The sequence below is a fragment of the Mycobacterium sp. OTB74 genome, assembly GCF_029892685.1.
Classification (GTDB): Bacteria; Actinomycetota; Actinomycetes; order Mycobacteriales; family Mycobacteriaceae; genus Mycobacterium.
This window is the reverse complement of the sequence record NZ_JARXVD010000046.1, coordinates 1-3,565: the sequence shown is the minus strand read 5'-3', so window position 1 is coordinate 3,565 and position 3,565 is coordinate 1. Positions and strand designations below refer to the sequence as shown.

The window sequence follows — 3,565 nt, the reverse complement described above, 5'->3', positions numbered from 1 at the left end:
GTGAGGTCGATCAAGCCACCATCACCGGCGAACCGCTGCCCGTGAACAAGGCCGTCGGGGATGAAGTATTCGCCGGCACGCTCAATGGCACCGGCGCCTTGCGCATCCGGGTGGACCGCCGCGCGCAGGATTCGGTGGTCGCTCGCATCGCCGCGCTGGTGGAGCAGGCTGCCCAAACCAAGGCCCGCACCCAGTTGTTCATCGAGAACATCGAGCAGAAGTATTCGATCGGCATGGTCGCCGTCACCATTGCGGTGTTCGTCATCCCGCTGTTGGCCGGGGACACCCTGCGCACCGCACTGTTGCGGGCGATGACCTTCATAATTGTGGCCTCACCCTGTGCGGTGGTCCTGGCCACCATGCCGCCGCTGCTGGCGGCGATCGCCAATGCCGGCCGCCACGGTGTATTGGTCAAATCCGCGGTGGTGATGGAACAACTCGGTACCACCACCCGAGTCGCGTTCGACAAGACCGGCACCCTCACCCGCGGACAACCCGAACTCACCGAAATCCGGCTGCTGGCAGATGGTCTCACCGAGAACGACGTCCTGAAGTTGGCCGCGGCCGCCGAGCATCCCAGCGAACACCCGCTCGGCGCCGCCATTGTCCGTGCCGCTAAGACACGCGGCATTCCGCTGCCGGACGTCACCGATTTCACTGCCCACCCGGGCCGGGGCGTCAGCGCCACCGTCGAGGGTCGGGCGATCGCGGTGAGCTCGCCGGCGGCGCACCGCACGCCGTCCGATGCTGGCCAACCAGGCAGCGTCGCTGAGGTCACAGCATCGCTCGAGACGGGCGGGCGCACCGCAGTCATCGTCACAGTCGACGGGTGCCCGGTCGCAGTCCTGGGCCTGTCTGACCAGATGCGGCCCGATAGCCCTGCTGCCGTCGCCGCTGCGGCCGCGTTGACCGGGCAGGCTCCGGTGCTGCTTACCGGCGATAACCTCGCCGCCGCCACCGAACTCGCGGGCCGGATCGGGATCACCGAGGTCCGCGCTGGCCTGCTACCGCACGAAAAGGTCACCGCCATCACTGATCTGCAGGCCGATGGCACCCGGGTGGCGATGGTGGGCGATGGCATCAACGATGCCCCGGCGCTGGCCGCCGCTCACGCCGGTATCGCCATGGGCGGCGCTGGGTCGGACCTGACTTTGCAGACCGCCGATGCGGTCGTCATCGCTGATGACCTGACCGCAATTCCTACAGTGATCGCCTTGTCCCGTCGGGCGCGCCGCGTCGTGACCGCTAACCTGATCATTGCTGCTACTTTCATTGCCGCGCTGGTGATTTGGGACCTAGTTGGCACCTTGCCGCTGCCGCTTGGCGTGGCCGGGCACGAGGGCTCCACCATCATCGTCGGGCTTAACGGGCTTCGGTTGTTGCGTCGACGGATGTGGTCACCGAGCTGATCGCCTCGGTGCGTGTGATGATGAGAATCGTTACGGCGCTATGGCATTGGTCACGGTGAAGGCCGCGGTGTTGGCGCTGCCAACATACACAGGCACCCAAGCGACGATCGGGTCTGCGGTGTTGGTGGGGTTGTTGGTGCGAGGTCAAAGGCTGGCACACCGGACAACTCACCATGAGCTACTGGAAGGAATGGTCGCTGCTGAACTTCGCTAGCCCGCCAGCCACGGATGCCGTGAGAGAACTTATTGGGAACCGGGCGCTCCAGCACGTCCTCGTCATCCCGCCAATCAGTGACCGCCAGCATGGCGAGGTTGAGGCCTATGCCAAGGAACACAATGTTGAGCTGCTGGAATGGCCAACGCTCATAAGCGAGATGATCTCGTTAACCGATGTGCGACGGAATGCACGCAACCAGACTGACCATGTTCTCCGGGTCTTGAAGAAGTACAACTTCCTAAACCTGCCGTGCGACCTGTGAGTTCAACAGACCGCCGAACCAATATGCCCTGAAAAATGACGAACACGATGTCGCGAGCGCCAGGAGGTGATGCGCGGTAGGCGACGCGCAAGTCCCCGTTCAGCGCGTAGCGCGTCTCGGAGAACATGGCGGGAAGTGTAATCCGAAAGCGGGGTCGAGCTTCTCGTGTCAGGCACAGCCGCAACCACGTGCGGGATCAACCTGGTGACCCGCGCAACCCCCGACACGTTCGCTGCGGGCTTTGAGAAACTCACAACGCGGTGGTTCCGCGACACTTCCCTCGCCGCTAAGTGTTGTTGGCGCGTTCTAGCCGAGGCCGGTCGTCATCACCGGACCGCCAGACGCCTTGCAGGCGCGAACCGGACGGGCATCGAGTGAATGTTGTTGATCAACGTCGACGGCGTGCGCTCGACCGGCCCAGCGAGTTCGAGGTCATTCATTCGCGACAGGACTTCGGACACGAGGGCGGTCGCCTCTACTCGGGCCAGGTTCGCGCCGAGGCAGAAATGCGTTCCTCCGCCGCCGAACGCCACATGCGGGTTCGGCGTGCGACTCACGTCGAAGCGGTCGGGATCGGCGAATTGGATCTCGTCTCGGTTGGCCGATGGGTAGAACATCGCTGCCCGGTCACCCTTTTTGACACGCACCCCGCGTAGTTCGGTGTCCTCAGTGGCCGTCCGAAAGAACACGTTGACTGGGCTGACGTAGCGCAGCATCTCCTCGATGGCTGTCGGCAGCAGAGATGGGTCCGCTGCCAGCTTCGCCCGCTCCTCTGGATGCTCGATCAATACGCGGATGCCGCCCGCGACGAGATTACGCGTGGTGTCACCGCCTGCGATGATCAGCAGTACGAAGAACATGATGAATTCCATGTCGGTGAGGCGCTGTCCGTCAACTTCGGCGTGCAGCAGGGACGTTGCGATGTCTTCGCCGGGCTGCGAGCGTTTGCGGGCCGCGAGTTCCCCGGCGTACGCAAACATCTGCACTGCAGCCTCCGTGGCGCGTGCGTTGTGGTCGCCGGGGACACCACTATTCATGATTTCGGTCAGTTCGTAGAGTCGGTAACCGTCTTCCAGCGGAATGCCGAGCAATTCCGCGATCACGTAGGACGGCAGCGCCCCGGCAATGTCATTGACGAAGTCGCACTGACCCTTCTCGATGACCCGGTCGACCAAGTCGCGCGCCATGTCTGCGATGTGCTCATTGAGCTTCGCGACCCGCCGAGGGGTAAACCCCTTGTTGACCAACTGACGTAGTGCGGTGTGCCGTGGTGGGTCCATTGTGATCATCATGACGCCCCGTGTTTCAGCGAGGTCGTCGGGACCGGGCACGTCGAAGTGCACGCCGTCCGTCTCCGACGACCACCTGGCGCTATCGCGGGACACCGCCAGAACCTCGTCGTAGCCCGTCAGGGCTAGGAAGCCGGGCGCATCCTTGTACGGGTGCCAGGCAACCGGGGCTCGCAGGCGGAGTTCGCGGAATGCCTCGTGAGGCACGGCGGACTCGTAAGTGCCCGGATCGGCCAGGTCGACACCGCAGATGCTGATCGCGTCCTCAGTCATGCTGCACTCCTGCGGCAAGCTGAAACGCCCTGGTTTCCCCGGAGGCTCGTGCTATTGGATTTCGACCAGGGGTTGGTCGTTCCGTTGGGCATCGTAGAACGCGGCTTCGTACTCG

3 protein-coding genes are annotated in these 3,565 nt (G+C 63.8%); 2 read left to right on the top strand and 1 reads right to left on the bottom strand.

Features of this window, described 5'->3' with window-relative positions; translation table 11 throughout:
• A partial coding sequence (locus M2432_RS27800; protein ID WP_280830075.1) for a heavy metal translocating P-type ATPase occupies window positions 1-1,409 on the top strand: 1,409 nt, incomplete at its 5' end.
• A gap of 173 nt (window positions 1,410-1,582) precedes the next feature.
• Window positions 1,583-1,888: a hypothetical protein gene (locus M2432_RS27795; protein WP_280830076.1), complete on the top strand. Its 306-nt coding sequence runs from the start codon at window positions 1,583-1,585 to the stop codon at window positions 1,886-1,888.
• Between the two features lie 326 nt (window positions 1,889-2,214).
• On the opposite strand, the gene M2432_RS27790 is transcribed toward M2432_RS27795, so the two are convergent.
• Window positions 2,215-3,450, bottom strand: coding sequence for a cytochrome P450 (locus M2432_RS27790; protein ID WP_280830074.1), 1,236 nt, complete (start codon window positions 3,448-3,450; stop codon window positions 2,215-2,217).
• Between the last annotated feature and the right edge of the window lie 115 nt (window positions 3,451-3,565).